Raw genomic sequence first — 26,763 nt, 5'->3', positions numbered from 1 at the left:
TGCTTTTAATGGGGGCTGAATTGAGCCTATCAAGAGTAAAGCAGTCAATCCAAAGATAACGATGACTGTTTTACGCCGTAATCACGGGCACCGAAAATGGCGGTCCCGATGCGAACCATCGTGCTGCCAGCCGCAATCGCTGCAGGCATATCATCGGTCATCCCCATCGACAGCGTATCGGCCAGCGGACAAATACGTTGCAAATCTTTCAGTGCCTCACGCATTTTGCCGAACACTTCAAGCTGTCGCGCATAATCCGTTTCCACTGCCGGGATGGCCATCAGACCGCGCAATGACAGGTGAGGCATCGTCATAATCTGGCGGGCCAGCTCTGCAATATCACCGATTGCGATGCCGGATTTGCTGGCTTCATCACTGATGTTTACCTGAATCAGCACCTGCAAAGGCGGTAACCCGGCCGGACGCTGTTCGTTCAGTCGCTGGGCGATTTTCAGGCGATCAATGGTATGGCACCAGTCGAAATTCTCCGCCACCAGGCGGCTCTTATTCGATTGCAGCGGCCCGATAAAGTGCCAGGTCAGCGCGGGCTGATGTCCGGCAAAGTGGGCAATCTTATCAACGCCTTCCTGCACGTAGTTTTCGCCAAACGCGAGTTGTCCGGCGGCAATAGCTTCTTCGACAGCGCTCGCAGGTTTTGTTTTGCTCACTGCAAGCAGGGTAATTTCTTCTGAAGGTCTGCCGCAAAGGTGTGCAGCTGTGGCGATTTTCTCACGGACATTCTGTAAGTTCTGCTCAATAGCGTTTTGCTGACTAAGGCTCATAGGGACTCAGGAGGATTTCAACATGGATATTGATGGATTAGTGGGACGTAGTGTAAAGCAAAATGCCTCAGATCTGCACCTTTGTACTGGCTATCCGCCAGTGTTACGCATTGACGGAGAATTATGCCGCTGTGAAGATCTGCCGGTGGTCGATGCCTCGCAGATGCTGGGGCTGACCCGTGAGTGGCTGGATGCGACGGAGCAGTATGCTTTACAGCAGGCCGGGCAGGTGGATAAAGCGCTTTCACTGGGCGATGGCATACGGGTACGGATCAATATCTTTCAGCAACTGCACGGGCTTTCTGCGGCACTCAGACCGGTGCCTGCCCGTTGTCCTGAACTGGCCGCTTTGCTGGCGCCAGATATCTTGCAACGCGTCATTATGCAGGAAGACGGCCTGATTTTGGTCACCGGCGCGACAGGCAGCGGGAAATCTACCACCCTTGCCGCGCTGATTGATCATCTCAACCGCCATGTGAAGCGCCATATTATTACTCTTGAAGATCCGATCGAGCTTATTCACACGGGCAGGCAATGCCTGATTCAGCAGCGTGAACTCGGGCTGCATACGCGTTCATTTGGCGAAGCCGTACGCGGTGCGCTGCGTGAAGACCCGGATGTTTTGCTGCTTGGTGAGTTGCGCGACACCGAGGGTATCCGGCTGGCGCTGACGGCGGCGGAAACCGGACATCTGGTTCTCGCAACACTGCATGCGCGCAACGCCACGCAGGCGATTGACCGGCTGGTTGATGTATTTCCGGCTGAAGAAAAAGCGTTTGTCCGTGCGCAACTGGCGGGCAGCCTGCGGGCCGTGATTGCGCAAAAACTGGCGGTGTCGGCAGAAAAAGACGGTAAAAAAACGGGAAGGGTAGCGCTGTTTGAAGTACTGACGTCCACGCCTGCTGTGTGCAATTTAATTCGCGAAGGAAAAAACCATCAGCTGGCGGATATCCTGCAAACCGGTGTACAGGCCGGAATGCAGACGTTTGCACAAAGCCGTCAGCAGCGGCAATGTGCAGGATTACTGGCGGAAAATCAGGAGTGATTCCATTGTTTCTCGAACCAGCTTTCCAGAATAATGACGGCGGAAGCAGCATCCACGCTGCCTTTATCCAGCGCACGAAAACCGCCGCGATCGAACAAATCAGCACGGGCTTCGACGGTGCTCAGACGTTCGTCATGCAGTTCAACCTGGACGCCAAAACGGCCATGCAGACGGTTGGCAAATTTACGTGCACGGGCCGTCAGGGGTTGTTCTGTGCCGTCCATATTTAGCGGTAAACCCACAACCACCAGATCCGGCAACCATTCTTTCAGCAACTTTTCGATTTTCTGCCAGTCTGGTGTGCCGTCCTGCGCTTTAAATGAGGTCAGCGGGCGGGCGGTGCCGGTCACTTCCTGGCCAATAGCCAGACCAATACTTTTAGTACCAAAGTCGAAAGCAAAAACCGTGCGGTTTGCCATTATGCATGCCCCGCGTGGGTGGCCAGTTGCCCGACGTCAACGCCGATCATTTTCGCCGCTTCTCGCCAGCGGTCAGCAATCGGTGTACGGAACAGAATGTCGCTGTTTGCTTCAATGGTCAGCCACGAATTCTCCAGCAATTCTTTTTCCAGCTGGCCCTGTTCCCAGGCGGCATAGCCCAGCGCCACCAGCACATCTTTCGGCTGAGCGGGGGTGCCCAGTGTTTCCAGTACATCTTTGGAGGTGGTGATCATGGTGCTGTCAGAGATACGGATGCTGGAGCCAAAACCTTCGCGCGGCGTATGCAAAATGAAACCGCGATCGTCTGCCAGCGGGCCACCGGAAAAAACCGGGCGATCAAGACGAATGCTCAGATCACGGGGTTCGGGTGTGATGTCCAGTTTGTCGAGCACGTTTTCAACCGTAAAATCGTCGACCAGTTTGTTAATCACCAGGCCCATGGCGCCGTCTTCATTGTGCTCGCAGATGTACACGACCGAACGTTTGAACTGGGGTTCATCCAGGCCAGGCATCGCAATAAGAAAGTGGTGTTGTAGATTCATGTTATGCAGGATGTTTAACCTCAGAATAGATATCAGTGCAGGCAGGCCAGTTTATTACGTCAGGCTTGCCAAAAAAAGCGGGTTATCCAGCAATGCTGAACAACCCGTTTACCGATGTTAATCTGCGCTTACTTTTCAGCCAGACGTTTCTCGATGGCGTCCATCAGCATGCCTGTGATGGAAATCGGGAAGGCGGCTTCGATTTCACGTGCGCAGGTCGGACTGGTGACGTTAATTTCCGTCAGGCGATCGCCGATAATATCCAGACCAACAAAAATCAGGCCCTTTTGTTTGAGTACAGGGGCTACGGTGCGGGCTATTGCCCAGTCACTTTCGCTCAGCGGGCGTGCTTCACCACGGCCGCCAGCCGCCAGATTACCGCGGGTTTCGCCTTGTGCGGGAATACGCGCCAGGCAGTAAGGTACCGGTTCGCCGTCGACCACCAGAACACGCTTATCACCGTCTTTGATTGCAGGCAGATAGTTTTGTGCCATGCAGAAACGGCTGCCATGTTCGGTCAGGGTTTCAATCACCACTGAGACGTTCGCATCCTCCGGTTTCAGACGGAAAATCGAAGCGCCGCCCATGCCGTCGAGCGGCTTGAGGATCACGTCGGTGTGTTCTTTATGGAAGGCTTTCAGCTGCGCTGCATTGCGGGTCACCAGCGTATCCGGCGTCAGTTCCGGGAACCATGCGGTGAACAGCTTCTCGTTACAGTCGCGCAGACTTTGTGGTTTGTTGACGATCAGCGTGCCTTTTTCTTCGGCACGTTCGAGGATATACGTGGCATAAATAAATTCGGTATCGAAAGGGGGATCTTTACGCATCAGGATGACGTCAAGTTCCTGCAGGGCGATATCCTGCTCTGTCCCAAACTCATACCAGCCGTCGTAATCCTGCTTCACGCTGAGTTTTTTAGTGGTCGCACGGCCTTCGCCGCTGCGCAGATACAGGGAATTCATTTCCATGTAATGCAGTTCATAACCACGACTCTGCGCTTCCAGCAACATAGCGAAACTGGTGTCTTTTTTAATGTTGATGGAAGAGATCGGATCCATCACGATGCCAAGCTTAATCATTTGGTTTCCTCTTAACCCAGATCGCCGAAACGAACCTGTAAGGCCGTTATCGCGGTGAGTGCTGTGGTTTCTGTACGCAGAACACGGGGTCCCAGCAGGATATCAGTAAATCCGTAGCCGGAGGTCATTGCAATTTCGTCAGCGGATAAACCGCCTTCCGGGCCAATCAGCAGGCGAACATGGCTCACCGGCAGCGGCAGGGTATTAATACTGTGGCTGGCGCGCGGATGCAGGTTCAGCTTCAGGCTATCGTCCTGTTCGCCACACCAGGCTTCAAGCTGCATCGCCGGGCGAATTTCCGGGATACGGTTACGGCCGCATTGTTCGCAGGCCGCGATGGCAATTTTCTGCCACTGCTGCAATTTTTTCTCCAGACGTTCACCGTCAAGTTTTACACCACAACGTTCTGAAAACAGCGGGGTAATAGTATTGACGCCCAGCTCGATGGATTTCTGGATGGTGAATTCCATCTTCTCGCCACGCGATATCACCTGGCCAAGATGCAGATTAAGCGGGGATTCATTATCTGCCAGCACGCCTTCGTTCAGACTGACGCGCACGCTCTTCTTATCAACCTGAGTGATGCTGGCTTCGAAGACCTGGTTGCTGCCATCAAAAAGCTGAATCGCCTGACCGGGCTGCATACGCAGAACGCGTCCGACGTGGTTAGCGGCATCTTCACTGAGCGCAATTTCGCTACGTGCGGTCAGGATTTCCGGATGATAAATGCGGGGTATGCGCATGTATGGCTGCTGTCCTTAAAATGTTGATGTGGGCTATTTTGGCAACTGTTGCCAGCCCTGTCGCTGACTATTGTGCTCTATAGTAGGTTAGCTTTTTCTTTGCGCGCAAGCCTGCTGAACGTAAGGGTTATGATTGCCTTGCACATTGGCAATACGGTTGTCGCGTTCGCATTCCCAGGCGGTCACCGGATACTGGCGATCCCATGCGGTAAACAACTGCGTCTGCTGGCGGGATAAATTCAATTTATACTGGTCACGCATGTAGAAATAAATACGTGCGATAGCGCCCCGGGCGCGGGCTGGCGGCTCAGCGGCTTTGGCTTTAAAGTCGATTTTCATTTCGCAGCGGCCATACTGACCTTCACCCCCGTTCCACTGACTGTACATAAAATTGTTGCGGTCGCCGTTCACTTCGCCAATGGCTGGTTCAAGATTATGCAGGTCGGTTTCTATCTGGCGATAGCTGGCACTTTTTGCGCAATTTTTGCGCCCGCCATCCTGCCAGCATTGCATCTGGTGGCCGAATTGCCAGGCGGGAACCACATGTTCCCATTCGATCCGGTTGGCGCGTTGTTCACTTTTACGTACTGCGTAGCCGCAGGATTGCAGATCCGGTGTGCCTTTTTTCCCTTGCCAGTGGATAGTGCAGCCGCAATAAAATGTTGGCGCGCCCTGATTGATTTTAACAGCGGCGGCCTTGGCCTGACTGAAATTATTAATGGCATTGCCGGACTGGCTGAACGCGCTCAGCGGTGCCAGCGCACCGATAAACAGAAAAGATAAGAACTTTTTACGAAACATATTTCTGAAAGCCCCGAAACTAAAAGGCCGGAAGGGTAACGGATGAAAGGCGTCGTGACAATGGGACTTTGCTGCTAATGAGTGGTTGATAAATCAGCAATTAGTACTGCCGTTAGCGTTAAAACGTAACAGTTCACCGCAATGACGGCAGCGATACTCCGACTCTTTTCGCATTACTTTATTGTGGCGCCGCACGGTAAGCCGGTGATCACGACAGGCGCATATATACGGATAGGTTTTACTTTGTACGGACGCGACTTCGAACTTGTGTGTTCTGCTCGCTGACACACCCAGCACATGTTCCATCATCCAGCGCCACTCTTTACCATGCGGCGCAGGCGCGCGGCCAAAGCGGCGGTAGACCAGTAAATGGGCCAGTTCATGCGGAACAACTTCGTCGATAAAGGGTTGCTGATTTTCCATCAGCAGCACCGGATTAAGCCGGATTTGCCAGTGTTGCAGATACGCGCTTCCCGCGCTGGTACCGCGTTGCTGATAGCTTATCTCCGGCTCCGTATAATCGGTGCCAAAAAACTGATTTGCCATCAGGAGCTTTTCCCGCAGGCAGCGCATAACGGCTTGTTGCAGGGCAATGGGGAGACGTGTGGTTTTCATCAGGCGAAGGATAAATCTGGCGGGGAAGAGATGCAATATGGAATTCCTCCCCTTTGCAGGGGAGGAAGGAAACGCTTACTTACCGATGTCGCGCAGTGCTTCACCTTTCATCAGATTGCGTTCGATATGTTCCAGCGAGACGTTTTTGGTCTCAGGGATCAGCGCAATGGTAATGAAGATGAACACGACATTCAGCGCTGCATACACCCAGAAGGTGTTGGCATTGCCGAGGCTGTCGAGCATGGTCAGGAAGGTCGCGCCGACAATCATGTTGGCGATCCAGTTCGTTGCGGTGGAGACGGTGATACCAAAATCGCGGCCTTTCAGCGGCTGAATTTCAGAACACAGTACCCAGATCAGCGGGCCGGCACTCATCGCAAAACCGACGATAAACATCAGCAGCATAGCGATGGAGAAGTATTTCGCCGCATCGGATTCCACACCAATATGCAGCATGGTACCGAGCACGCCCATCCCTACCGCCATCACCAGGAAGCCCAGTTTCAGCGTCGGTTTACGACCCCAGCGGTCAACCAGACCAATGGCAATAAAGGTCGCAAGCACGTTCACCAGACCGACAATTACCGTGCCCCACATCTGCTGAGAGGTGCTGGCGAAACCGGCAATCCCGAAAATTTTCGGTGCGTAGTACATGATCACGTTCATACCGGTGAACTGCTGCATCACCTGCAACAGAATGCCGAGGTAGACCGCACGACGGAAGTTCTTGTTATTGGTGAATAACCCCCAGCCGCTTTGTTTTACTTTCAGGCTTTCACGGATTTCATCCAGCTCGCGTTTCGCCTGTTCGCTGGAATCACGCAGTTTCTCCAGTACGCGGCGCGCTTTTCCATCATCGCCACGGGCAGCCAGCCAGCGCGGGCTGTCCGGCAGGAAGAAGACACCGACCAGTAACAGCAATGCCGGAATGGTGATGATGCCCAGCATCCAGCGCCATGCCCCGGTATAGCTGAACGCAGTATCAGACAGATACGCCGCCAGAATACCGATGGTGATCATCAGCTGGTACATCGAAATCATACTGCCGCGGATTTTCTCCGGTGCAATTTCGGAGAGATAAATCGGCGCGGTATAAGAGGCAATCCCCACCGCCAGACCCAGCAGAACGCGGGCGACAATCAGGATTTCTGCGTTAGGTGCAAAGGCTGAACAGAGGGAGCCGACCACGAACAGGATCGCGCCGATCATCAGACTGAATTTACGGCCCAGACGGAAGTTCAGCCAGCCGCTGCCGACAGCACCGACGGCGGCACCAAACATCATTGAGCTGACCACCCATTCTTGCTGGTGGTTGGTTATCTGAAAATCATGGCTGATGAAGGGCAGGGCACCAGCGATGACGCCGATATCTAAGCCGAACAGCAGTCCGGCAAGGGCAGCGAGAAAACAGACAAAGAAAGTGACGCTTTTGTTTGAGCGCTTTCCTTTCGTCGATGTTGAGTTATTCATCCGGTCTCCAAAATAATGCAATCGTGTTGAGTTTGTAATAATGCTTAGGCTGTTATGTTATTAACCCTGCACACGGCTTAACGTGAGCCCCGTCACAGTGTTGTAATCGTTTACACTAATAGGGGTGGTCGGGTGACTTGTTTTTTAAGGGTTTCAAACGGATAGCGTAACAGGAAGGGAAGGCACCTAAGATTAATAGCTTACAAATTGATTTATATCAATCAATACTGTGTATCAAACTTTTACATATGAAAATAACTTGTTAATTAATAATGAATTATTGCCTGTAACCGTTTTCATTATCGCTATTATCTGAGAGGGTAATTTTCCGTTTCCTGCCGTTGAGTGTAATCGTTGAAATACTCAATCCTCACATTTTCGGAAGAAACTGAACCGGGAAAAGAAAGCCCGGGCGGGAAAGGTTTACCCGGATAGACGTTTTTTTTCAGAACTTTCCACTGACATTGCGCCTCAGGTTTGTCGCTGGCACACAACCCGATGCGATTTACCAGAAGGTGGATATTGCCGGTGTTGGTTATTTCCTGAGCGGACGCATCCCATCCCAGTTTTGCAGTCTGTTTGGCGGGTGGCACCATGACCACCACGCCCCATACGATGGTCAGACTCAGGTCGCTGGTGAAGTTTTTGTTACTGCCTGTGTTTTTAAATTCTTCCGGTGTCAGAGACTGAAAATGTACGCGGTAGATTTTTTCTTCATTGCTGTCGCCGAGAACTACGATCCTTACCGGCTGGTTGTTACCGGCGGGTAAGCCAAATTTTAGTGGCGAGACCACCAGACTGTTGGATGTTCCCTGCGGCGCAGGCGTTTCATTTTCTTCAGATGTACCGGGGTTATGCACCTCGTTGATTTTTCCCTGAATGTACTGAGTTGTTTCACTTTTAGAACTGATCACCAGAGCGGCGGCATGCTGATCGTTAAGTATGACTTTCATCGGTGAAACGGTGATATTGGCAGAACATAAGACCGGAACCGCCAGGGTCGCCAGTGAGAGTATTTTGAGGCCAGAGGTGAGCCCGGGATTTTGCAGCATGCGAATAGGCCTTCTGTGAGGTTAATAAAGCGACGGTGTGAAATTAAGCTCAAGCGTTCCCCGATATCCGCCGGCATTTTTACTATTAATCTCGAACATTTGGGTACTCAATGTGAGAGGAGCCGGCACGCAGATCACGGGTTGGGGGAGACCCGGCAAATGTACCTGACGTATGTGAGCCTGCTGTATTTTGGTGAACGTCATCTGTGTTCCACGCGCTACGGTCTGTATCGTGTTGGTATCAGGGTTGAGAATATCAACTACATAATCAATACGATCTCTGTCATTACTCGCATTGCCTCCCTCACGGACCAAAGAAAAATCCATCATTGTTCGGTTTCCCTGACCGGTATAATTATCGTTTATCGTTAACATAAACGCGCTGCTGTTGGCGTTGTAACCATCGTACAGACAGACATCAATACTCGCGCTACCGATAACAGATATTTTGTTAATGCCGTTGCCTGGAAGCGGGCGCATATTTAAATTCACCAGCGGCGCAGCCTGGCCAAATTCGGGTAAATAGATCTGCTGGTTATTATTGTCAGTGACGTTGAGGGTGATACGGGCGTTCCAGTCGGCAAGTTTAATCCGCGGACTCCACTGCATCAGACTCATTTTTAAATTGGCTTCCCAGATACCACCCGAAGGAAGTTTGCTGAGTTCCTGGCTGGTTACATACACACTCAGTTTTGATTCATCATTAGCCTCCCCATCATTACAGTTTGCTTGCATCCCCGCGTAAACCTGGTATGGACCTCCCCACGGCTGTTTTGGGCTAACACCGCATGCATTGCCGGTTGTCGTATAAATATCGTGATAACCCGTGAGATTTATGATTTGCGTTAAATGGCTTCTTTTTTCGGTAAAAATAACAGGGATGGTCGTATTGCCATTTACAACGCCGGTGACGGAGGTGCTACATTCACCGTTGACAGGATTTGAAGACGATAAGCAAATCCAGGTATTTCTTCCCCATAACGGATCGTTATCGGAATCATAACCGCCACTTTCATCCTTCCAGATATCAAGTTGTGCAGGTGGCGATGATTTATCAAATGTTGCGATAACGGGGGTATCACGCCCTGTAGGTTCTACCCGCTCCGCATACGCGCCTGGCATTGTCAGTAACGAAGTACTGAGCAGGAGCAGTAATGATGTCAGACAAGTGGTGAGTTTCATTTTATTCCCAGGTATTTTCTGACGGGCACGTCATCTTCTCAGTAATGGCCTGCTTTTATTCCGGCGTTGCGGGATCCCCCTTTACCTAAAGCTGCGAGGTAAAATTCACAATCAGGTGTCCGGTATAATGCCCGGCTTGTTTGCTGTTGATATCCAGAGTCTTGGTACTTAATTCCAGTGGCGCAGGTATGCATAATACCGCCTGCGGGATCCCCGGAAGGTGCACCGGCCGGACGCGGGCTGTCTGAATATTAGGGATGACCAGATCCTCGCCACGTATGATGCTGACATATTTACCGTCGGGGGCTTGCATTTTCACGTAATAATCAATGCGACCCGAATCCTGATTAACGTCGCCGTGATCCGAGTAAATAGAAAAATAGCCGTTATTACGCTGAATTGTCCCCTGCTGTTGATCATCAAATTTCAGGGTAAAACTGGTGCTGTTTGAGCCATAACCATCGTACAGACACATATCAATATTAGCAGCGCCATTCATTTGTGCCTGGTTGCCCTGCGTACCCGGCAGCGGGCGCATGTTAAGATCTACGTGTGGTGCAGCCTGGCCAAATTCGGGCAAATAAATTTGCTGGTTATTATTGTCGGTAACATTGAGGGTGATATGAGCGTTCCAGTCTGCTAAAGGATAATTTCTTGGACTATCCCATTGCATCAGTACAACTTTGAACTCGGCCTGCCAGACTCCGCCAACAGGCAGTTTGGCGAGGTCGGCAGCATTGATATAAAAATCAGCTTTTGTTTCATAGTCTCCGGTACAATATAAAGCTGCATCACTGAGATGAACGCCACAAGAAGGGAGGGTGTGTGAGCCGCTAATATTAATTATTTGTGTTAAATGGCTTCGTTTTTCGCGAAATAGTATGGGTATCGATTGGATACCATTCCCACCCCAGACTGGAGTGGTGCGGCATTGCCCGTTCTCAGGTGAGCTTGAAGAGAGGCACACCCATGAATTTCTCGCCCACAGACTTGGATTGTCTGTATCGTAGCCTCCACTTTCTTCTTTCCAGATATCGAGCTTTGACGGCGGAGCAGACTTATCGAAAGTGGTTGTAATGGTCGTATCACGCCCCGTTGGCTCAACCCGATCTGCATGGGCATTTGATACCATCATCAACGGGAGGCATAGCAGAACTAATGATGTAAAAAACGGGATAAGTTTCATTTGTTTTTCTTCTGTATATTTTCTGGCAAATCCGCAAACTGAATCGGTTTACACAGGGTTTTACCCACATAACGCACCACATCACGGCTCGACTGTACGTTTACTGCGCATTGATAATTCTTATCGCCATTACGGACATACAAACTTTTCGCCTGAGAGGTCATTTCTGCCGTGAATCCGCCATCTTCTGAAGAACTGAACGCGCTGGCATTGAGCATACTGCCTTTATTAATCGGTTCACCTGTCGCCGTAACCAGTTGGCCGACGTAGGTGTAACGGGATTCCATTTTCACTTCGCGCACTTTCATTTTCCCCGGCAGAAGGAATAAATTCTGGCTGCCCGCGCCCTGCGTAATGCTGGCCTGGCTACCGGGACTGACGTCACGGCTTTCATCGACGGTCACTTTGCCTTCTTCAAAACCGGTCACCGGGAACAGGGCTTTACTGTTTTGTTTCATTTTGGCGCCACCGCCGCCCTGAACTGAAACGTCGATCAGCGCGTCATCTGCGGCATCGGCATCTTCTTCATTACTGCCTTTCACCTTCACGGCTACCGCAGCACCCGGTAAGCCGGTACCGCCTGGCCCCCAGAAGAAGCCGGATGTAGATACCGCAACTGAAGAGCTGTAGCTGCCGGTTACCGCTCCCTGATGGGTTTTTTGCTGATTATCATAGCTGTCGGAAACGGTCAGTTCGCCATCGCCGTATTGCCCGTTGAGACGGCCATGAACCGAGGCGTTAGCGTTGTCAGTATCCGTACCCCCCATATCAATACCCAGTTCGCGCTCATTGTTACTCCCCCAGTCCCAGTTCTGGCTGGCGTTGTAGGTCATCTGCGCATCGCCATTCTGGCTGCCCTGATAATCGGTGCTGAAGGAAGTATTGCTGCTGCGTAACTGCGCATCTTTCGGCGTGTTCCGTGACAGTGAAAAACCGATATATATACCCTTGTCATTATCACTGTTGCTGCTGCTTTCGCGACGATATCCGCCAAACCGCGTGGTGACGGTCATCTGTTTCCAGGTGAAACTTTTGTTGAGACTCAGTTGCAGGGTTTTAGATGTACTCTGCGATTCGGTGTGGTTAATCATGTTGTCTTCAAAAGGCTTTGAAGGATCGTACGATGAAGAATCCGGCGAGAGACTGGTATTTTTATTGTACGTGTATCCCAGCGAGGCTGACCAACCTTTGACCGGCACGGAAAGAGTACCGCTGACGGATTCGTAACATCCAATATCAGCGTAATCGTACTGGCTGACATCCGCACTGGTGCAGCTTTTACCGTAAGCGGCATTGCGATAAACGCTCATGGAAAAGCCGTCGTTATAACTGATTTGTTCAACGTTACCTTTCGAACCTTCGGTGCCGCTAAACATATTGGCCTGCATATCCAGCACGCCGTCGATCACTTTTCCGTTAAAGCCGTGAGTCCATTGCAGACCCGCTTCGCCGTAGCTTTCATTATCTGTATTGGCGATACCCGCAGTGGCCGTGACTTCGGCAACTACCGGCAGGCGGGCCCCGGCTTGCATTACAGGTTTACGCGGTGTGCTGTCGTTTTCATCGTCACCGGTGGTGCGAACAACGTGATTGTCTGCCGTTTCGCCCGCCTGTAAAAACCATTGCAGATGCCCGTCGCCGATCCCGCCCGTTTTCGTAAAAGGCTGAGTCTCGGTACGTACCAGCTGGTTATTTTCATAAATTCTCAGGGTGACCGCGTAGCTTCCGTTGGGGAAGCTACCGGTATCCAGCGTATTCGAACCGTTATTAAGGTAGAAAGTGCCCAGCAACTGATTACCACGATAGGCATCGACGCGGGATTTACTGGAAAGCAGCAGCACCAGCGGCGAACCTTTGCTGGCCTCTTCAAGGTTCAGGTAGCTCAGGGAACTCCCGGCGCGGATGCCGTCAATCGCATTTAGCGGTAACAGCGCGAAGGTAATATTGCCGCCGAGATTGCCGGAGAGATCACGCGAATCCATACGTCCGGCCTGCACGTAATGGCGTTTGCCCAAACTCTGACGGAAATAGAAATCATCCACTGACACTGTCTGGCTGTCACTGTCGTCACTTTTGTAAGAGTCGAGTGACCAGTCAAAACCCACGTAACCGTTGGTCAGCACGCCCAGTGCGCCGGAGCCCTGTAAAGACAGACTCTGGTATTCATCCTGTGCCGCCACATTCAGCGTTTGCTGATGAATTAACGCATTTTCCGTCTGCGCTGTCGGGGTATAATAAAGGGCTTTTTTATCAGCATCAGGCACCAGTGTTTTGCTGACAAAAAGGTCGGCTGCGCTGTTATTTTCATCATAAATGAGGGCCACCGAATCAGTTTCCAGATAACCGCATCCTTTGGCGTCCGCATTGCTGTCACAGGCCAGGTTGCCATGTCGTGCAAGCGGTGCAGATAAGGTTGCCAGTATTTTTTGATAATCCGGCGTGCCGGGTTTTAGTGGCAGGTTCAGTGCGGTCAGGACTGCCTGCGGATCTTTAAACTGTACGGTTTCCAGCGTGACGTTGGCTTCAAATAATCCGGCCGACTGACCGAGCAGATTGACGTTCAGCCAGATGTTCTGGCCCGAGACCAGTTCTTCGAACCCCGGCGGAACGCCGGAGTCTGCAAAAGCAAGATTGCTGAATAAAGCAAAATGAATGGCCAGAAAGCAGAGAGACACTTTCAGATTTGAGTTCATTATTTTTCCTTTATTCAAAAATCTGATGAGTGGAAAAGAATCGGCCTGATTAACAGGCCGATGTGGAGTGATTCAGACGCGTGATCACTTATGGCGTTACGGTTGCCTGAGTCAGCACAACGCTGACAACGCCGCTGTAGTTACCGGAAGCAACAGGTGACTGTGCGGTCTGGCTGACTTTAAGAGGCTGGATGATGGAACCATTAGCGGTATCACCATTCGGGAACAGCGTGGTTGCGGTCATGGTCTGCTGAGCCTGAGTCAGTGTCAGGTCACCGTATTTTACGGTCAGGGGGATATTGGGATTAGTCCCTACGGTATCCATCAATTGCGGACTACCGGCCAGATTAATATTCACATCTTTTTCAGCATCGTTGGAAAATATTTTGGTCATCTGTGAAACGGATTCCAGACCTATGCCAGGCTTATAATTCATTTCCATCGTGGAAGGTAAAATTCCACCGGTGTCAGTCGTCATATCTAAAGTGGCATCAACGTTTGCAGTTACAGTAATATCTTTCTGAACAGCATAAGCGTTAATTGCCATACCCATGATCATGGTTGCTATCAGTGGCTTGATAACGGATTTCATTGTTTAATTCCTTAATGTAGAGGGTGCATGTCAATATGCATTTTTATAACAAGGGTGTTACTAATTTCTCAGTGAAAAATAATAATATTTACTTTGCACTGAATTCTTTTACGCCGGTTTTCTTATCTGTCCAGTTGAAATATTTCACTTTCACTACGCGGTAATTATTCCCTTTAAATAAGGCAGGGTCTAATGTGGCGTGCTGATTAGGATAAATACTGTTCTTTACCGGTTTACTCCATTGACATCCGTCATCAGTGAGTTGCTGAGGACATAAACCGATGCTGTTAATCTTCAGATGAATATTGCCGGTATTACTGACCTCGCGGCTGACGGGGTTTAGTGTGAAATCCAGTCGCGGGGCAGCGGGTGGCACGTTAACCAGTACGCCCCAGATCATGCTGATGCCGAGTTTAGCCGCGCCTTTGGGTTCATTTTTGTCATTGCTATTATTCGGTGCCGGAACGCCTTCAAAATAAACGCGGTACGCTTCTTCTGTTGGGGGTTGCTGAATATTAATCAGACGTATAATTCGGGTGGTGCCAGGCGCCAGTCCAAATTTCGCGGGTGTGACAATAATACCCTGGCCCGATGACTGATTTAGGATAATTTCATTTTCCTGAGATGTGCCAGGGTTATTAATTTTTTTTACGGTCGTTTTCACATACTCCGTGGTGTCGGAGTTTGTTGTTACGCTAATTTGTGCAGCGCCGTTTTTTTTCATCGGGACAGAAATAGGGTAAACGCTTATTCCTGCAAATGATAATGCGGAAAAAAATAATGGGGCGGCCGCTAAAATCATTATCAGGGATTTTAATTTCGTTAAGGGCATGGTCATTTTCTCAATATTTAATTAAACGTTATCCGGAAAAGTATTTCGTTCATTCCCTTTGAGTAAGTATTTGTTTTGACTGTTTCGATGGGGTGAATAATAGATTCAATGAATGTTCAGGTCAATGGTATAGAAATTAGCTATTTGTGTTATCTGTTTAACTAAAAATAATGTTTACAAAATAATAACATCTCATGCGGTTTTTATTTTTTTGATTACACAGGGTTTTTATTTTCCTTCCTGCTTATTCACCCTGACTTGTTAAATAAAAATGGGTGTTTTATTTGAATTATTCGCTTATCTACATGATGGATTAAGTTAAATTAATATAAACCTACGCGGTTTGTTTTTATTTAAAAATCAATAAAAAACCCCGCTTGCGGCGGGGTTGAAGAGATTTTATGACGCCCGGGTTTCTTATAAACCAGCGGCTTCGCGCAACTGAGCGGCCTTGTCGGTTTTTTCCCAAGGGAAATGTTCACGACCAAAGTGACCGTAGGCTGCGGTTTCTTTGTAGATTGGGTGTAACAGATCCATCATCTGGATCAGACCGTATGGGCGCAGGTCGAAGAACTCGCGTACCAGCAGGGTCAGTTGTTCATTGGAAACTTTACCGGTGCCGAAGGTTTCCACCATGATGGAAGTCGGTTCCGCCACGCCAATCGCGTAGGACACCTGAATTTCACAACGGTCAGCCAGACCAGCAGCCACGATGTTTTTTGCCACATAACGTGCTGCGTAAGCCGCTGAACGGTCAACTTTCGACGGATCTTTACCAGAGAACGCACCACCACCGTGACGGGCCATGCCGCCGTAAGTATCCACGATAATTTTACGACCGGTCAGACCGCAGTCACCCATCGGGCCGCCGATAACGAAACGGCCGGTCGGGTTAATATGATATTTGGTACCGGCGTTCAGCCATTCTGCTGGCAACACAGGTTTGATGATTTCTTCCATCACCGCTTCCTGCAAATCTTTCAGCGAGATGTCTTCTGAATGCTGGGTAGACAGTACGACTGCATCGATGCCGACGATTTTGCCTTCGTCATACTGGAAAGTGACCTGGCTTTTGGCATCAGGGCGCAGCCACGGTAACGTGCCTGATTTACGCACTTCAGCCTGACGCTGCACCAGACGGTGTGCGTAAGTAATAGGTGCTGGCATCAGTACGCTGGTTTCGTTGGTCGCATAACCAAACATCAGCCCCTGGTCACCCGCGCCTTGTTCCAGCGGATCAGTACGGTCAACGCCCTGATTGATATCCGGTGATTGCTTACCGATAGCGCTCAGCACTGCACAGGAATTGGCATCGAAACCCATGTCAGAATGGATATAGCCAATTTCGCGAACAGTCTGACGTGTGATTTCTTCAACGTCGACCCATGCGCTGGTGGTGATTTCACCGCCAACCAGGACCATGCCGGTTTTGACATAAGTTTCACATGCAACACGTGCTTTTGGGTCTTGCTCTAAAATTGCGTCCAGTACGGCATCGGAAATCTGGTCAGCAATTTTATCTGGATGTCCTTCCGAAACGGATTCGGACGTGAAGAGGTGTTTAGCCATTATGTTCTTTACCTTACATACGACGGGTTAGATATCACTGCATAGCACTGGGGTGACGGGCAGATGAGGAGCGGAGCTCGCCATTGTCGCAATGCGTCCTGCATGTCCCCATTAGGCAAAGCCTTGAAGCAGTTTGCGCGTTAAACCACCCATGCGTGTGGACGGATTAACATCTGGACGGCTATTTTAGGATAGCAGGTGTCCCGAATGCCAGTCATTTTTGTGACAGAGTGGGTGTTATTGTGCGGGTTTGCAGTGATATTCACGGCCTGAAACTATTTACACCACATTTTCATTTTGCAATTACAGCGGGTTGCCGGTATAAACGGCGCGCGCTATGCATATTTCTGCAGGCCCTGCAGATGCAGCGTATTCCAGTAATTACTGTTTTCTCAGCTCGAATGCCCGCGGGTGATGCGTGGCACGTGTGGAGGTGGTTAGTTTAATGACCCACTTTTTACCGCTTGTAACATTTCAACAGCATCCCCTGCAGCCTTCATTGCGCCCTGCAGCATTCTCCTCAGCATTTCTGTTAGCAAAACGTCTGTTATCTCTTCGATGTTACAGACAGTCTGACTATAGACAGGTCAGCCGCCGACATCTGTACGCTGCTCAGTAAACCCGGCTGTGTGTACATCGCACTTCCGACATATAACTGATGTAGCCTGCGATCTCCCGGGGCATCCGTCCCTGATTTCTCCCGACTCGTTACACGGAGTCTAAAAACGTGTTTTACAATGATATGAGTAGAAAACAGTCCTATGGCTGCGGCACACAGGGTTTTATCCTGTCTGAAAGCCAGGCTTGCGGGTTGTTCTCACCTGTTGTTACTGCGATAGTGGCTGGCCATGTTGTCAGTATAGAAAGAGGATTTACCTATGTCTGATGACATCCAGTCCCACCGTCCGCCACATTCGGACGATACTGTTTTTTTGCGCTCCATGCAGGAGGTTGCCGTGAACGATCGTGATGCCAGCAAGATGCTGCGCACTTACAACGTTGCCTATTGGGGTAACAATTATTATGACGTCAATGAACTGGGCCACATCAGTGTTTGCCCGGATCCAGACGAGCCTTCTGCCCGTGTCGATCTGGCACAACTGGTAAAAGACATGCGGGAACAGGACGGTCAGCGTCTGCCGGCATTGTTCTGTTTCCCACAAATTCTACAGCACCGTCTGCGTTCGATTAACGCCGCCTTTAAACGTGCGCGTGAATCTTTTGGCTACGAGGGTGACTACTTCCTGGTGTACCCGATTAAGGTCAACCAGCACCGCCGTGTCATTGAATCGCTGGTGGAATCGGGTGAACCGCTGGGTCTGGAAGCCGGCTCAAAAGCTGAGCTGATGGCCGTGCTGGCGCACGCCGGGATGACCCGTTCCGTGATCGTCTGTAACGGTTATAAAGACCGTGAATACATCCGTCTGGCCCTGATCGGCGAGAAACTCGGGCACAAGGTTTATCTGGTTATCGAGAAGATGACTGAGATTAAACTGGTGCTGGAAGAAGCTGAACGCCTGAACGTTGTTCCGCGTCTGGGCGTGCGTGCGCGTCTGTCCTCACAGGGCTCCGGTAAATGGCAGTCCAGCGGTGGCGAGAAATCTAAGTTTGGCCTGGCAGCCTCTCAGGTTCTGCAACTGGTCGAAATGTTGCGTGAGGCAGGGCGTCTGGAAAGCCTGCAACTGCTGCATTTCCACCTGGGTTCACAGCTGGCGAATATTCGTGACATCTCGACCGGTGTACGTGAATCCGCGCGTTTCTACGTAGAACTGCACAAACTGGGCGTTAATATTCAGTGCTTCGACGTGGGCGGTGGCCTGGGTGTGGATTACGAAGGAACCCGTTCACAGTCTGATTGCTCGGTGAACTATGGCCTGAATGAATATGCCAATAACGTTATCTGGGGGATCGGCGACGCCTGTAACGAACATGGTTTGCCGCATCCGACGGTGATCACTGAGTCTGGTCGTGCCGTGACCGCGCACCATACTGTGCTGGTGTCGAATGTCATTGGTGTTGAGCGCAATGAGTTTAAAGAGCCGGCGGCACCTGAACCGGATGCACCGCGTGCGCTGGGCAGCATGTGGGATACCTGGAACGAAATGCACGATCCGGAAAACCGGCGCTCGCTTCGTGAATGGCTGCACGACAGCCAGATGGACCTGCACGATGTCCATTCACAATATGCGCACGGAATTTTGGATCTGACGCAGCGTGCCTGGGCGGAAGATATCTACCTGAATATCTGTAATAAAATTCAGGATCAGCTGGATCCGAGTAACCGTGCTCACCGCCCGATTATTGACGAATTGCAGGAACGTATGGCGGACAAACTGTACGTCAACTTCTCGCTGTTCCAGTCGATGCCGGATGCATGGGGTATCGATCAGTTGTTCCCGGTTCTGCCGCTGGAAGGTCTGGATAAACCGCCTGTAGGCCGTGCGGTACTGCTGGACATCACCTGTGACTCCGACGGTACTATCGATCACTATATCGACGGTGACGGCGTCGCGACCACCATGCCAATGCCGCCGTATGACCCTGAGAATCCGCCGGTGCTGGGTTTCTTTATGGTCGGTGCGTATCAGGAAATTCTCGGCAACATGCATAACCTGTTCGGCGACACTGCTGCGGTGGATGTGTTTGTCTTCCCTGACGGCAGCATTGAAGTGCAGCAGTCAGATGAAGGCGATACGGTTGCGGACATGCTGGAATACGTGCAATTGGATCCTAACGTATTGCTTTCCCGCTTCCGCGATCAGGTGAAAGAAACAGATTTGGATGCCGAATTGCAGGCCCAGTTTGTCGAAGAGTTCGAAGCCGGTTTATACGGTTATACCTATCTGGAAGACGAATAAAAGTCCGGTTCTTTTATTCTCTGCGCCTCAACGCCCGGCTTGTCCGGGCGTTTTTACGTCCTGCTTTCGTTACTTATTTCGTGAACGTATTTTATATTGATAGGTAAAATTATTTCTTTATTAACCATGAAGCAGAAATCATTGTTGTGCGAAATGAAAGTGAAAGGCGCAACATTTTGCGCCTTAATGGGGTTATTTTCCGGCAGCGATACGTTCACGTATATGTTTCGCACGTGCCTCTGAAGACGGGTGATCGTCAAACCAGCCGATACTGCTCCCCTGATCCAGTTTGGCCAGCTTCTCAAAACTGGTCGCCAGACCTGTCGGATCAATACCCCGTTTTTTCAGCAGATCGAAAGAATAATCGTCCGCTTCGGATTCCTGCTTCTGGGAGAACTGTGCGTTAACATATTTCTCGCCCAGGTCCGCCAGTTGTGACTGCGACAAGGTGGCGCTGACGCCACCAAGCGAAGAAATTGCAGAGCGTGCTGCGGTAGCACTGTAAGCGACCTGCATGGCTTTGCGGGTGTGACCGAGCGCGACGTGGCCCATTTCATGACCGAGAACGCCTTCCACTTCATTGTCATTCATCATATCCATCAGGCCGCTGTAAACACGGATGCAGCCGTTCGCCATCGCCCAGGCGTTGACGTCTTTGGTCAGGTAAACCTTATAGTTGGCAGGGGTGCCATTAATGTTATCACCCAGTGCCGCCGAGATTTTTTTCAGGCGTTGTGCGTATTCACTGCTGTCGGGAGCAATTTGTGCCTTTTTATCCATCTCCTCGCAGGATTGTACGCTCAGTGTTTTAACGTCGGCGTCACTCAGCGTATAGGCCTGATAAGCCTGCGCGCCGGACTGCATTAAGGTATCGGTATTGACATTAGCGCAGCCACTGACCAGCGATGCGGCAAAAAGGCTCAACATAACAGGGTGAAATTTCATCAATTTGGGTTCCCGGAGAAAGTTAACAAAACAGCGAATACAGCCTGAAAAAGGCTCTGACTGTAAGGATAGCGTTAAGATAGGTTTTTGGCAGTGCACGATCTATAGTGTAAGTCCGAAAAAACGCACTGATTTAAAAGCGGATTTTGTGAACTTAATCACGAGAGTGATTAGAGATTGCCGTTTTAATGCCGAGTCTGAGAAAATGACTTTCTTGACTGCTTTTTTAATCCGACCTGGAGTAGAACATGTCCTCTCGTAAAGAGCTTGCGAACGCTATTCGCGCACTTAGTATGGATGCCGTGCAGAAAGCGAATTCCGGCCACCCTGGTGCCCCTATGGGCATGGCAGACATTGCCGAAGTGCTGTGGCGCGATTACCTTAATCATAACCCGACTAACCCGCACTGGGCGGACCGTGACCGTTTCGTGCTGTCCAATGGTCATGGTTCTATGCTGATTTACAGCCTGCTGCATCTCACCGGCTATGATCTGCCGATGAGCGAACTGGCTAATTTCCGTCAGCTGCACTCTAAAACCCCGGGCCATCCGGAATACGGTTATACGCCTGGCGTTGAAACCACCACCGGTCCGCTGGGACAGGGCATCGCGAATGCCGTCGGTTTCGCTATTGCAGAACGTACGCTGGCAGCACAGTTCAACAAACCAGGCCATGACATTGTCGATCACCAGACCTACGCGTTTCTGGGCGACGGCTGCATGATGGAAGGCATTTCTCACGAAGTGTGTTCACTGGCCGGTACCATGAAACTCGGCAAACTGACCGCGTTTTATGATGACAACGGTATCTCTATTGATGGTCACGTAGAAGGCTGGTTCACCGACGATACCGCGGCACGTTTCGAAGCTTACGGCTGGCACGTAGTCCGCGGTGTTGATGGTCATAATCCTGACTCCATCAAAGCGGCCATTGAAGAAGCGCATAAAGTTACCGACAAACCTTCCCTGCTGATGTGTAAAACCGTGATCGGTTTCGGTTCGCCGAACAAAGCCGGTACTCACGATGTACATGGTGCCGCACTGGGCGCAGCTGAAGTAGCCGCTACCCGTGAAGCGCTGGGCTGGAAATATGCCGCCTTTGAAATCCCGCAAGATATCTATGCGCAGTGGGATGCGAAAGAAGCCGGTAAAGCCAAAGAAGCCGCGTGGAACGACAAGTTTGATGCCTATGCGAAAGCCTATCCTGAGCTGGCAAAAGAGTTCAAACGTCGTGTGAACGGCGAGCTGCCAGCAAACTGGGAAACTGAAGCACAGAAATTCATCGAACAGCTGCAGGCTAACCCTGCAAACATCGCCAGCCGTAAAGCCTCCCAGAATGCGCTGGAAGCTTTTGGTAAAGTGTTGCCTGAGTTCCTGGGCGGCTCTGCTGACCTGGCACCCAGCAACCTGACCATGTGGTCTGGTTCGAAGTCTATCGGCGACGATCAGGCGGGTAACTACATCCATTATGGCGTGCGTGAATTCGGTATGACAGCAATCACCAACGGTATCGCGCTGCATGGCGGTTTCCTGCCGTATTCTGCGACTTTCCTGATGTTTGTGGAATACGCGCGTAACGCGGTGCGTATGGCGGCACTGATGAAAATCCGCAACGTTTTCGTGTACACCCATGACTCCATCGGTCTGGGCGAAGACGGCCCGACGCACCAGCCGGTTGAGCAAATTGCCAGCCTGCGCGTTACGCCAAACATGAGCACCTGGCGTCCTGCGGATCAGGTTGAATCTGCTGTGGCATGGAAATACGCGATTGAGCGTAACGACGGCCCGGTTACCCTGATCTTCTCCCGTCAGAACCTGACCCAGCAACCACGTACGCCTGAACAACTGGCCAACGTGGCGCGCGGGGGTTACGTGCTGAAAGATTGCGACGGTACGCCGGACGTGATCCTGATTGCCACCGGTTCTGAAGTGGGTATCACTGTTGAAGCGGCTGACAAACTGGCTGCTGCGGGCACCAAAGTGCGTGTGGTTTCCATGCCGTCTACGGATGCCTTCGACAAACAAGACGCAGCTTACCGTGAATCGGTCTTGCCGAAAGCCGTTTCTGCCCGTGTTGCGGTTGAAGCCGGTATCGCTGATTACTGGTTCAAATACGTCGGCCTGAACGGTGCAATCGTCGGTATGCATAGCTTCGGCGAATCTGCTCCGGCAGAGTTGTTGTTCAAAGAGTTCGGTTTCACTGTTGATAACGTTGTTGCTCAGGCACAGGCGTTACTGAAGTAACTCCGCATTTCTTATGCCGTTAAAAGCACCTTCGGGTGCTTTTTTTTCGCCTGTGTTTTCCGGTACCCGTTCTCAGTTTCGCGCGAAATGACACAGGTCAAACCGTTCCGATGCGGGCTCGGTTACACTGCCTACATGCCGGAACTGTTTCAATCCGTCGGTTTATGAGGAAAATCACTGTCGAAAAGGTGATGAAAAAGTAAAATCACTGTGAATACACCGAATTGGCTGGTGTTTTTTTCAGCAATCGGAGCGATTAATGCGGCCTTCTTCTACGAATTATTCCTTTTATTCACCGTTTGGTTTATTCTCAGCTGAACCGTTTCAGTCGGGCTATTTGAGCTTAACATCCTTACCAGGTTGTTATCGTGCCTGAAACTGACGCTTTTCTGCCGCAGGCTTTGTGCGGACAAATGATGATGGTGATTCACCGTAAACGCACGCTGCATTACTATAGGTGTTACTGATATTGAGTAACAACCGTGTAACAGGGAGATGTATGCCAATACGTATTGCAATTAATGGCTTTGGTCGCATTGGCCGTAGCGTATTGCGCGCGTTATACGAATCCGGTCGCCGGGCGGAAATCTCCGTCATTGCCATCAATGAAATTGCCAGCCCTGAAGGCATGGCTCATCTGCTTAAATACGATTCCAGCCACGGGCGTTTCGCCTGGGATGTCCGCCAGGAAGGTGAAAACCTTTACGTAGGCGATGACTCCATCCGTTTACTTCATCAGTCTGATGCCAGCCAGTTGCCATGGGGTGAACTGAGCATTGACGTCGTGCTTGATTGCACCGGTGTCTATGGCAGCCGTGCAGACGGTGAAGCCCAGCTTGCGGCCGGCGCTAAAAAAATTCTGTTCGCGCATCCTGGCGGCCATGATCTTGACGCCACGGTGGTTTACGGCGTGAACCACGCCTTGCTCGAACGTCAGCACCGCATTGTGTCCAATGCGTCCTGCACCACCAACTGTATTATCCCTGTGATCAAACTGCTCGATGATGCTTTTGGCATTGAGTCCGGCACGGTAACGACCATTCATTCCTCAATGAATGATCAGCCGGTGATCGATGCGTACCATGCGGATTTACGCCGTACGCGCGCCGCCAGCCAGTCCATTATCCCGGTTGATACCAAACTGGCCGCAGGGATCACGCGCATCATGCCAAAATTCTGCGATCGCTTTGAAGCGATCTCGGTGCGTGTGCCGACAATCAATGTCACCGCCATTGATTTAAGCGTATTTGTCGAGGGTGCTGTGACGGTAGGCGAGGTTAACCAGCTGCTGCAAAAGGCCGCAACAGGTGCTTTTCGTGGTATTGTTGACTATACCGAACTACCATTAGTCTCGACAGATTTTAACCATGATCCCCATAGCGCCATCGTAGATGGAACGCAGACGCGGGTAAGTGGACAGCACCTGATTAAGACACTGGTCTGGTGCGATAACGAGTGGGGTTTTGCCAACAGAATGTTGGATACAACATTGGCAATGTCTGCCAGCGGTTTCTAGTACGGCTGTTCCGGCTTTCCGGCCGAAACTGCCTTCAAGCAACTTTAAAGAGAATCAACGAGAGGATTCACCATGTCTGTTATTAAGATGAGCGATCTGGATTTAGCGGGTAAACGCGTACTGATCCGTGCCGATCTGAACGTGCCAGTTAAAGATGGCAAAGTAACGTCAGATGCACGTATCCGCGCTTCTTTACCTACCATCGAAATTGCCCTTAAACAAGGTGCACGTGTGATGGTTACCTCGCATCTGGGTCGTCCGACTGAAGGCGAATATAACGAAGAGTTTTCTCTGCTGCCGGTTGTTAACTACCTGAAAGACAAACTGTCTTCTCCTGTACGTCTGGCTAAAGACTATCTGGATGGCGTTGAAGTTGCCGAAGGCGAGCTGGTTGTTCTGGAAAACGTTCGCTTCAACAAAGGCGAAAAGAAAGACGACGAAACCCTGTCCAAAAAATATGCTGCCCTGTGTGACATCTATGTGATGGACGCATTCGGTACTGCGCACCGCGCACAAGCTTCTACTCACGGCGTGGGCAAGTTTGCACCTATCGCCTGTGCCGGTCCGCTGTTGTCTGCAGAACTGGAAGCACTGGGTAAAGCGCTGGGTAACCCGGCCCGTCCGATGGTCGCTATCGTGGGTGGTTCTAAAGTTTCTACCAAACTGACCGTTCTGGATTCCCTGTCCAAAATCGCTGACCAGCTGATCGTTGGCGGTGGTATCGCGAACACCTTCGTGGCTGCTCAAGGCAACAACGTCGGGAAATCCCTGTACGAAGCAGACCTGGTCGGCACCGCAAGCAAATTGCTGGAAACCTGCGACATTCCTGTTCCTACCGATGTTCGCGTAGCGACGGAGTTCTCTGAAACTGCAACGGCTACCGTGAAGTCTGTTAAAGACATCAAAGATGATGAACAAATTCTCGACATGGGCGATGAGTCTGCAAATCGTCTGGCTGAGATCATTAAAAACGCTAAAACCATTCTGTGGAATGGTCCTGTAGGCGTGTTCGAGTTCCCTAACTTCCGTAAAGGGACCGAAATTGTGGCGCAGGCTATTGCTGACAGCGAAGCATTTTCTATCGCAGGCGGCGGCGACACACTGGCGGCTATCGATCTGTTCGGTATCGCTGACAAAATTTCCTATATCTCCACTGGCGGTGGCGCATTCCTGGAATTCGTTGAAGGGAAAGCACTGCCAGCGGTTGTGATGCTGGAAGAGCGTGCTAAGAAGTCATGAACCCTGAACGGGGAGCGTAATGCTGTCCGTTCTTCTTTGCCGCGCGGGGGGCTGCACAGTGGAACCCGCGCGACATAGCAAACCGATTCAATCCATCTACGGCCGACGAAACAGGACAAAGAACTATGTCTAAAATTTTTGATTTCGTAAAACCAGGCGTTATCACTGGTGATGATGTACAGAAAGTTTTCGCTATCGCTAAAGAAAACAAATTTGCTCTGCCAGCGGTTAACTGCGTAGGCACCGACTCCATCAATGCCGTGCTCGAAGCGGCTGCGAAAGTTCGTTCACCGGTTATCGTTCAGTTCTCTAACGGTGGCGCTGCGTTTATCGCAGGTAAAGGCCTGAAAACTGACGTACCACAAGGTGCGGCAATTCTGGGCGCAATCTCTGGCGCACACCATGTGCATCAGATGGCAGAACATTATGGCGTGCCGGTTATCCTGCACACCGACCACTGCGCGAAAAAACTGCTGCCATGGATCGACGGTCTGCTGGACGCGGGTGAAGCGCATTACGCGAAAACCGGTAAGCCACTGTTCTCTTCTCACATGATTGACCTGTCTGAAGAATCTCTGGAAGAAAACATCGAAATTTGCAGCAAGTACTTAGCTCGCATGGCAAAAATCGACATGACTCTGGAAATCGAACTGGGTTGCACCGGCGGTGAAGAAGATGGCGTGGACAACAGCCATATGGACGCATCAGCACTGTACACTCAGCCACAAGACGTTGATTACGCTTACGAAAAACTGAACGCTATCAGCCCGCGTTTCACTATCGCTGCGTCATTCGGTAACGTACACGGTGTTTACAAACCAGGTAACGTTAAACTGACTCCAACGATCCTGCGTGATTCTCAGGAATACGTGTGCAAGAAACACAACCTGCCACACAACAGCCTGAACTTCGTATTCCACGGCGGTTCCGGTTCAACTGCAGCAGAAATCAAAGAATCTGTAGGTTACGGTGTTATCAAAATGAACATCGATACCGACACTCAGTGGGCTAACTGGGACGGTATTCTGCAGTTCTACAAGAAAAACGAAGCTTACCTGCAAGGTCAGTTGGGTAACCCGGAAGGCGCGGACAAACCTAACAAGAAATTCTATGACCCGCGCGTATGGCTGCGTTCTGCACAGTCTTCCATGGTGACTCGCCTGGAACTGGCATTCAAAGAACTGAACGCGATCGACGTACTGTAATTCTTATCCTTCCGGTGCTTGACCACCGGAATGTGAGGATAATCGTCAAAGGGGCTTCGGCCCCTTTTTTATGGCCTGTTTTCCGGCCACAATAGCCCGTATCAGTATTTCGCCAGAATCCCGAAGAGAGAGCC

22 protein-coding genes are annotated in these 26,763 nt (G+C 50.8%); 6 read left to right on the top strand and 16 right to left on the bottom strand.

The features are described 5' to 3' along the window. Positions 1-44: 44 nt before the first annotated feature. Entirely contained in the window at positions 45-782 is a 738-nt protein-coding gene (locus tag ETV65_RS11820) for a YggS family pyridoxal phosphate-dependent enzyme (protein WP_129953039.1), read from the bottom strand. Between the two features lie 22 nt (positions 783-804). Between ETV65_RS11820 and ETV65_RS11815 the strand changes: the two genes are divergently transcribed. Beyond that, complete coding sequence (locus tag ETV65_RS11815; RefSeq protein ID WP_129953038.1) at positions 805-1,827, top strand: type IV pilus twitching motility protein PilT; 1,023 nt, start codon at positions 805-807, stop codon at positions 1,825-1,827. On the opposite strand, the gene ruvX is transcribed toward ETV65_RS11815, so the two are convergent. From ruvX to metK, 14 genes are all read right to left on the bottom strand, one after another. Beyond that, on the bottom strand, positions 1,818-2,246 hold the full coding sequence (gene ruvX / locus ETV65_RS11810) for a Holliday junction resolvase RuvX (protein ID WP_129953037.1): 429 nt from the start codon (positions 2,244-2,246) through the stop codon (positions 1,818-1,820). The genes ETV65_RS11815 and ruvX overlap by 10 nt on opposite strands. After that, the gene (locus ETV65_RS11805; protein ID WP_129953036.1) at positions 2,246-2,809 is read right to left on the bottom strand and encodes a YqgE/AlgH family protein; all 564 of its coding nucleotides are present in this window, start codon (positions 2,807-2,809) and stop codon (positions 2,246-2,248) included. Before ETV65_RS11805 ends, ruvX begins: the two co-directional genes overlap by 1 nt. A 128-nt stretch (positions 2,810-2,937) precedes the next feature. Further along, on the bottom strand, positions 2,938-3,888 hold the full coding sequence (gshB, locus tag ETV65_RS11800) for a glutathione synthase (protein WP_129953035.1): 951 nt from the start codon (positions 3,886-3,888) through the stop codon (positions 2,938-2,940). Positions 3,889-3,899: 11 nt separating this feature from the next. Next, on the bottom strand, positions 3,900-4,631 hold the full coding sequence (gene rsmE, locus ETV65_RS11795; protein ID WP_129953034.1) for a 16S rRNA (uracil(1498)-N(3))-methyltransferase: 732 nt from the start codon (positions 4,629-4,631) through the stop codon (positions 3,900-3,902). An 87-nt stretch (positions 4,632-4,718) separates the two neighbouring features. Continuing rightward, positions 4,719-5,432: a deoxyribonuclease I gene (gene endA, locus ETV65_RS11790; RefSeq protein ID WP_129953033.1), complete on the bottom strand. Its 714-nt coding sequence runs from the start codon at positions 5,430-5,432 to the stop codon at positions 4,719-4,721. Between the two features lie 93 nt (positions 5,433-5,525). Beyond that, a complete protein-coding gene (locus tag ETV65_RS11785; RefSeq protein WP_129953320.1) occupies positions 5,526-6,047 on the bottom strand; it encodes a SprT family zinc-dependent metalloprotease in 522 nt (173 codons plus the stop codon). A gap of 75 nt (positions 6,048-6,122) precedes the next feature. Continuing rightward, positions 6,123-7,517 (bottom strand): sugar porter family MFS transporter, encoded by a 1,395-nt coding sequence (locus tag ETV65_RS11780; protein ID WP_015698489.1) that lies wholly within the window; start codon positions 7,515-7,517, stop codon positions 6,123-6,125. 308 nt (positions 7,518-7,825) lie between these two features. Next, positions 7,826-8,569 (bottom strand): fimbria/pilus periplasmic chaperone, encoded by a 744-nt coding sequence (locus ETV65_RS11775; RefSeq protein ID WP_129953032.1) that lies wholly within the window; start codon positions 8,567-8,569, stop codon positions 7,826-7,828. 21 nt (positions 8,570-8,590) lie between these two features. Next, positions 8,591-9,751 (bottom strand): CfaE/CblD family pilus tip adhesin, encoded by a 1,161-nt coding sequence (locus ETV65_RS11770; RefSeq protein ID WP_129953031.1) that lies wholly within the window; start codon positions 9,749-9,751, stop codon positions 8,591-8,593. 85 nt (positions 9,752-9,836) lie between these two features. Beyond that, a complete protein-coding gene (locus ETV65_RS11765) occupies positions 9,837-10,937 on the bottom strand; it encodes a CfaE/CblD family pilus tip adhesin (RefSeq protein WP_129953030.1) in 1,101 nt (366 codons plus the stop codon). Further along, a complete protein-coding gene (locus ETV65_RS11760) occupies positions 10,934-13,630 on the bottom strand; it encodes a TcfC E-set like domain-containing protein (RefSeq protein WP_129953029.1) in 2,697 nt (898 codons plus the stop codon). The genes ETV65_RS11765 and ETV65_RS11760 overlap by 4 nt, the downstream gene beginning before the upstream one ends. An 88-nt stretch (positions 13,631-13,718) precedes the next feature. Continuing rightward, positions 13,719-14,222: a CS1 type fimbrial major subunit gene (locus ETV65_RS11755; RefSeq protein ID WP_129953028.1), complete on the bottom strand. Its 504-nt coding sequence runs from the start codon at positions 14,220-14,222 to the stop codon at positions 13,719-13,721. An 88-nt stretch (positions 14,223-14,310) separates the two neighbouring features. Beyond that, entirely contained in the window at positions 14,311-14,946 is a 636-nt protein-coding gene (locus tag ETV65_RS11750; protein WP_276320336.1) for a fimbria/pilus periplasmic chaperone, read from the bottom strand. Between the two features lie 525 nt (positions 14,947-15,471). Continuing rightward, entirely contained in the window at positions 15,472-16,623 is a 1,152-nt protein-coding gene (gene metK, locus ETV65_RS11745; protein ID WP_129953026.1) for a methionine adenosyltransferase, read from the bottom strand. An 878-nt stretch (positions 16,624-17,501) separates the two neighbouring features. Here metK and speA point away from each other — a divergent pair. After that, entirely contained in the window at positions 17,502-19,481 is a 1,980-nt protein-coding gene (speA, locus tag ETV65_RS11740) for a biosynthetic arginine decarboxylase (RefSeq protein WP_129953025.1), read from the top strand. 192 nt (positions 19,482-19,673) lie between these two features. Here the strand turns inward: speA and ETV65_RS11735 are convergent, their stop codons facing one another. Continuing rightward, complete coding sequence (locus ETV65_RS11735; RefSeq protein ID WP_129953024.1) at positions 19,674-20,426, bottom strand: M48 family metallopeptidase; 753 nt, start codon at positions 20,424-20,426, stop codon at positions 19,674-19,676. Between the two features lie 248 nt (positions 20,427-20,674). Here ETV65_RS11735 and tkt point away from each other — a divergent pair, with 248 nt between their 5' ends. The 4 genes from tkt (at position 20,675) to fbaA (ending at position 26,629) form a co-directional block, all read left to right on the top strand. Further along, on the top strand, positions 20,675-22,669 hold the full coding sequence (tkt, locus tag ETV65_RS11730; RefSeq protein WP_129953023.1) for a transketolase: 1,995 nt from the start codon (positions 20,675-20,677) through the stop codon (positions 22,667-22,669). Positions 22,670-23,168: 499 nt separating this feature from the next. After that, positions 23,169-24,185 (top strand): erythrose-4-phosphate dehydrogenase, encoded by a 1,017-nt coding sequence (gene epd / locus ETV65_RS11725; RefSeq protein WP_129953022.1) that lies wholly within the window; start codon positions 23,169-23,171, stop codon positions 24,183-24,185. 72 nt (positions 24,186-24,257) lie between these two features. Further along, entirely contained in the window at positions 24,258-25,424 is a 1,167-nt protein-coding gene (gene pgk / locus ETV65_RS11720; protein WP_129953021.1) for a phosphoglycerate kinase, read from the top strand. A gap of 125 nt (positions 25,425-25,549) precedes the next feature. Beyond that, the gene (fbaA, locus tag ETV65_RS11715) at positions 25,550-26,629 is read left to right on the top strand and encodes a class II fructose-bisphosphate aldolase (RefSeq protein WP_013576802.1); all 1,080 of its coding nucleotides are present in this window, start codon (positions 25,550-25,552) and stop codon (positions 26,627-26,629) included. Positions 26,630-26,763: the final 134 nt, after the last annotated feature.

Origin of the sequence: Rahnella sp. RFA10(1/100) (assembly GCF_004195115.1) — a bacterium.
Taxonomy (GTDB): Bacteria; Pseudomonadota; Gammaproteobacteria; order Enterobacterales; family Enterobacteriaceae; genus Rahnella; species Rahnella perminowiae.
This window is presented reverse-complemented; position numbering and strand designations above follow the sequence as displayed.

Coding starts and splice junctions, on each gene's coding strand:
- ETV65_RS11820 (WP_129953039.1), bottom strand. CDS start 782: ATGAGCCTTAGTCAGCAAAACGCTATTGAGCAGAACTTACAGAATGTC.
- ETV65_RS11815 (WP_129953038.1), top strand. CDS start 805: ATGGATATTGATGGATTAGTGGGACGTAGTGTAAAGCAAAATGCCTCA.
- ruvX (WP_129953037.1), bottom strand. CDS start 2,246: ATGGCAAACCGCACGGTTTTTGCTTTCGACTTTGGTACTAAAAGTATT.
- ETV65_RS11805 (WP_129953036.1), bottom strand. CDS start 2,809: ATGAATCTACAACACCACTTTCTTATTGCGATGCCTGGCCTGGATGAA.
- gshB (WP_129953035.1), bottom strand. CDS start 3,888: ATGATTAAGCTTGGCATCGTGATGGATCCGATCTCTTCCATCAACATT.
- rsmE (WP_129953034.1), bottom strand. CDS start 4,631: ATGCGCATACCCCGCATTTATCATCCGGAAATCCTGACCGCACGTAGC.
- endA (WP_129953033.1), bottom strand. CDS start 5,432: ATGTTTCGTAAAAAGTTCTTATCTTTTCTGTTTATCGGTGCGCTGGCA.
- ETV65_RS11785 (WP_129953320.1), bottom strand. CDS start 6,047: ATGAAAACCACACGTCTCCCCATTGCCCTGCAACAAGCCGTTATGCGC.
- ETV65_RS11780 (WP_015698489.1), bottom strand. CDS start 7,517: ATGAATAACTCAACATCGACGAAAGGAAAGCGCTCAAACAAAAGCGTC.
- ETV65_RS11775 (WP_129953032.1), bottom strand. CDS start 8,569: ATGCTGCAAAATCCCGGGCTCACCTCTGGCCTCAAAATACTCTCACTG.
- ETV65_RS11770 (WP_129953031.1), bottom strand. CDS start 9,751: ATGAAACTCACCACTTGTCTGACATCATTACTGCTCCTGCTCAGTACT.
- ETV65_RS11765 (WP_129953030.1), bottom strand. CDS start 10,937: ATGAAACTTATCCCGTTTTTTACATCATTAGTTCTGCTATGCCTCCCG.
- ETV65_RS11760 (WP_129953029.1), bottom strand. CDS start 13,630: ATGAACTCAAATCTGAAAGTGTCTCTCTGCTTTCTGGCCATTCATTTT.
- ETV65_RS11755 (WP_129953028.1), bottom strand. CDS start 14,222: ATGAAATCCGTTATCAAGCCACTGATAGCAACCATGATCATGGGTATG.
- ETV65_RS11750 (WP_276320336.1), bottom strand. CDS start 14,946: ATGAAAAAAAACGGCGCTGCACAAATTAGCGTAACAACAAACTCCGAC.
- metK (WP_129953026.1), bottom strand. CDS start 16,623: ATGGCTAAACACCTCTTCACGTCCGAATCCGTTTCGGAAGGACATCCA.
- speA (WP_129953025.1), top strand. CDS start 17,502: ATGTCTGATGACATCCAGTCCCACCGTCCGCCACATTCGGACGATACT.
- ETV65_RS11735 (WP_129953024.1), bottom strand. CDS start 20,426: ATGAAATTTCACCCTGTTATGTTGAGCCTTTTTGCCGCATCGCTGGTC.
- tkt (WP_129953023.1), top strand. CDS start 20,675: ATGTCCTCTCGTAAAGAGCTTGCGAACGCTATTCGCGCACTTAGTATG.
- epd (WP_129953022.1), top strand. CDS start 23,169: ATGCCAATACGTATTGCAATTAATGGCTTTGGTCGCATTGGCCGTAGC.
- pgk (WP_129953021.1), top strand. CDS start 24,258: ATGTCTGTTATTAAGATGAGCGATCTGGATTTAGCGGGTAAACGCGTA.
- fbaA (WP_013576802.1), top strand. CDS start 25,550: ATGTCTAAAATTTTTGATTTCGTAAAACCAGGCGTTATCACTGGTGAT.